Raw genomic sequence first — 4,029 nt, forward strand, 5'->3', positions numbered from 1 at the left:
GCGACTCACTCAAGTGAAACTGAAGATTGAAAGCCTCGAAAAAGAAAACAGTCAACTGCGTGCCGAATTGCGGAATCTGCAAACCCTCTTGGCCGCCCAAGCCCGCCAGCAACAACAGCAGGGATTAGCCTCATTACAACCTGCGCGGATTGGCCTGATTCCCAGCTTTCATACTTAGGTGAGCAGGAATCAAAGGGTGAGCTCCGCAGGAACCCAAAAACATCCTAGCAGACTTTTGGCAGGGCTCCCCGTCAAGGTCCATGGATTCGGCTCGGCTACCCGTGGGGCTTTGAGATGAGTTGCGGATGCGCCTAGAGATGTCTAACTTGATCGTTGATCGATGCAGCAGCTGGGGTGGATTTGTCAGAAGTGTCTGCCGACTATTGATCGCCAGTGATCGCAGCCGGCATTGAGTAGATGGTTTAGGGAAGGATGAGCGATCGCCCCAAGGGCACAGGTAGCTTTGCAGGAACTGCCTACTCACCCCCGAGGAAGTCCGCTTAGCCCTGCAAAGGGCAGAGGATCGCAACTTGACTGCCCACACCTACAATGAAACTTTGGCGGATGTGATTTTCTTAGCACAGCAGGTGATGCTCATGGAACGCTGGTGAGCTGCCCTAGCAGCAGGAGGATGGGAGGATTGAAAATACGGATCTGGTGTGCGGCACAGCCAAGGGAGGCCGAACTGTCTGCGGAGCAAGTAGTCACAAAAGTGGTACCCGTGCTGCAACAATGTCACAGCAGTGCCGAGATTGTGGTTTGTCCCCTCGATGCCCCGATGGCGATCGCTCCCCAAGCAGCGGTACTGGACTATAGCCTTACCCATTGGGCATCATCCCACCTTTGGCAGCAGTGTCGAGCTTTGGGCCCCTTGGTTTCCCAGTGGGGAATAGGAACCGGCACAGGGGGTCTCTATCAGTTGCCCCTGGCCCAAACGGCAAAGGGGACGCTCTTTGGCGAAATTATTGGCTGCCTTGAAGGGACATGGCAGTTACCCATCCATGCCAGCGATCGCCAGCGACAAACCCTCTATGCCCTCGGACGACGACTCCTAGATTACTTGCAGGCACCCGTGGGCTGCTATTTTCTGCAATTTGACTGGCAGGGGGAAGTGATCTTTGAGCGACTGTGGCCTTTTCCCACCGTGGCGGCTCTCGCCAGTATTGGTGTGCAAACCCCCAACTGGTTGGTGGCTCACTACCAGTGTCTCAGGGGGATGCCCCTGCGAGATGTGCGGATTCCCGCTCGCGACACAGTGCGACGATTAGAATAGAGAGCGCAGCGTTTGGAAAGGTGAAGCGTGAAGATTGTTGGCCGGCAGTTGGTGGGGTGGCAAGCGGTCTATGACATTGGTGTTGCCAGGGATCACAACTTTCTTTTGGCCAATGGGGCGATCGCCGCTAATTGTTTCAACAAGTCCCACTCCACGGCCTACGGCTACGTTACCTATCAAACGGCATTTCTCAAGGCCAACTTTCCCGTCGAGTATATGGCAGCCTTGCTCACAGCAAATAGTGGCGACCAAGACAAGGTACAGCGCTATATTGCCACCTGCCTGAGCATGGGGATTGAGGTGTTACCCCCCGATGTGAATCACTCAGATATTGACTTTACTCCTGTGGGCCAAAAAATTCTTTTTGGTCTATCGGCAGTGCGCAATGTCGGGCAAGGGGTGATTGCGGCCATTTTGCAGGCACGGGCAGAGGGCGGCACCTTTCAAAGTTTAGCGGATTTTTGCGAACGGGTTCCCCGGGCAGGGGGCGATAGTCGCATTCTCAACCGTCGCGCCCTTGAATCCCTGATTGCCTGCGGTGCCATGGATAGTCTCCATCCCCAGCGCAACCGCAACCAACTGATGCAGGATCTCCCCCTCGTGCTGGAGTGGGCACAGGGGCGCGCCAAAGATCGGGCGGTGGGGCAAGTGAATCTCTTTGATATGTTGGCGGGGGGCTCCAACAATGAATCCAAGGGCAGCTATGACCCAGCCCCCAGTGCGCCCCCGGTTGATGATTTACCCGATGCCGAAAAGCTCCGCCAAGAAAAAGACCTACTGGGATTTTATGTATCGAACCATCCCCTCAAGGATATTCACCGGCCAGCGGCCATGATTGCCCCCATTAGCTTGGCCGATCTTGAACAGCACACAGGTCAAGGGGTGGTGAGTGTGATTGCCCTGCTGACGGCACTGAAGGCCATTACCACCAAGCGCGGCGAGCGAATGGCCATTGTCCAGTTGGAAGACCTCACGGGTCAGGCGGAAGCGGTGGTTTTTCCCAAGGCCTATGAGCGAATTCATGGGCAATTGCAGCTTGATCACCGCCTATTGCTGTGGGGCACCCTAGAAATGCGTGACGATCGCCCCCAACTACTGATTGAAGATGCCGAGCCCCTTGAAGAGGTGAAACTGGTGCTTGTGGATTTGCCCGTAGAGCAGGCGGGGGACATTCAGGCCCAAAGTCGCCTCTCGGAAGTGCTTAAGCAACAGGCGGGAGAAATGCCCAAGGTGCCGGTGGTGGTCAAAGTAACCGATGGCTACCATGCCCAGTACGTACGCCTAGGGCCACAGTTTCGCGTTGAGGATGCCGATCGCGCCCGCCATGCCCTCACCAGTGCCGGTTTTCAGGCCCAAGCCAGTGAACTGCTCAGCCTCAAGCTCTAGGCAAAGACCTCGCTAAAGAAGGCAATCGCTTCCCCCAAAGCAGCAATAAACTGATCAATTTCAGCGCGGGTGTTGTAGAAGTAAAGGCTAGCCCGTGCCGTGGATTGAACCCCTAAATAGCGGTGCAAAGGCTGAGTGCAGTGGTGGCCTGCCCGAATCGCAATTCCCGACTGATCCAGGATAGTCGAGAGATCGTGGGGGTGCACCTCACCAACCGTAAAGCTGGCCAAGGCAGCGCGATCGCCTGATTTGGGGCCATAGACCGTGACAGCAGGAAGCTCTTGGAGGCGTTCAAAGAGGTAGGCCGTGAGTTCCTGCTCGTAGGCATGGATGCGTGCCATCCCCCACTGACTCAGGTAATCTACCGCTGCCCCCAGGGCGATCGCCTCCGCAATGGCCGGCGTTCCCGCTTCAAACTTATGGGGAATATCAGCGTAGGTAGCATGGTCAAGAAAGACATCGGCAATCATTTCACCGCCGCCCAAGAAGGGGGACATTTGCCGCAGGAGTTCCGAGCGTCCCCAGAGGAAGCCGATACCCGTGGGGGCACACATTTTATGGCCAGAGGCCACTAGCCAATCGCAACCCAACTGCTGTACATCAATGGGGAGGTGAGGCACACTTTGGCAGGCATCCACCAATACCCGCGCCCCCTTGGCATGGGCAAGGCGGACAATCTCGGGAATCGGGTTGAGGCACCCCAGCGTGTTGGACACATGGGTCACAGCCACTAAGCGCGTGCGATCGCTCAAAAGGCTTTCGTAGTGGTTGAGGTCAAAGGTTTGCTCTGGCGTCAGTTCAACAAACTTAAGGCGAGCACCGGTTTTTTGGGCAACAAACTGCCACGGAATCAAATTACTGTGGTGCTCCATCACCGTCAGGATAATTTCATCCCCGTCCCGCAGCGTATTCATGCCCCAACTATAGGCCACGAGGTTAATCGCCTCACTGGCATTGCGAGTATAGATAATTTCCTCGGGATGGGCAGCATTGACAAAACGCGCCACCTTTTCCCGTGCCCCTTCATAGGCGGTAGTGGCCTCAGCACTGAGGGTGTGTACCCCCCGATGGACATTAGCGTTATAGCGCCGATAGTAGTCCTCAAGGGTATTGAGAACTGCCAAGGGCTTCTGGGAGGTGGCCGCATTGTCAAAGTAAATCAAGGGGCGATCGTGGACCTGTCGCGCCAAAATCGGAAAATCAGCTCGGCAAAGGTCAGCGAGGGAGCGGCTCGGGGCGATCGTCATAGCACTTGGAATGATCTTGGTTACGTGATGCAACTCCTAGGGAGATTGCAGGCATACATCTTTAACTATAGCCCCTAGAGAACGCCGCCTAGGGAGGGAATGGCAGCCACTCCCTTGATCCCC

General features: G+C 55.9%; 3 protein-coding genes. 2 read left to right on the top strand and 1 reads right to left on the bottom strand.

Features of this window, described 5'->3' with window-relative positions; translation table 11 throughout:
• The first annotated feature begins 640 nt into the window (after positions 1–640).
• A complete protein-coding gene (locus H8Q75_RS07605) occupies positions 641–1,273 on the top strand; it encodes a hypothetical protein (RefSeq protein WP_024125334.1) in 633 nt (210 codons plus the stop codon).
• Positions 1,274–1,300: 27 nt separating this feature from the next.
• Positions 1,301–2,659, top strand: coding sequence for a DNA polymerase III subunit alpha (locus H8Q75_RS07610; protein ID WP_024125333.1), 1,359 nt, complete (start codon positions 1,301–1,303; stop codon positions 2,657–2,659).
• Here H8Q75_RS07610 and H8Q75_RS07615 read toward each other — a convergent pair.
• Positions 2,656–3,906 carry a SufS family cysteine desulfurase gene (locus H8Q75_RS07615; protein WP_297041025.1) on the bottom strand — a complete coding sequence of 417 codons (1,251 nt, stop codon included), beginning with the start codon at positions 3,904–3,906 and terminating at the stop codon, positions 2,656–2,658. The two genes, H8Q75_RS07610 and H8Q75_RS07615, sit on opposite strands and share 4 nt — an antisense overlap.
• Between the last annotated feature and the right edge of the window lie 123 nt (positions 3,907–4,029).

Origin of the sequence: Thermosynechococcus sp. OHK43 (assembly GCF_014466085.1) — a bacterium.
GTDB lineage: Bacteria > Cyanobacteriota > Cyanobacteriia > Thermosynechococcales > Thermosynechococcaceae > Thermosynechococcus.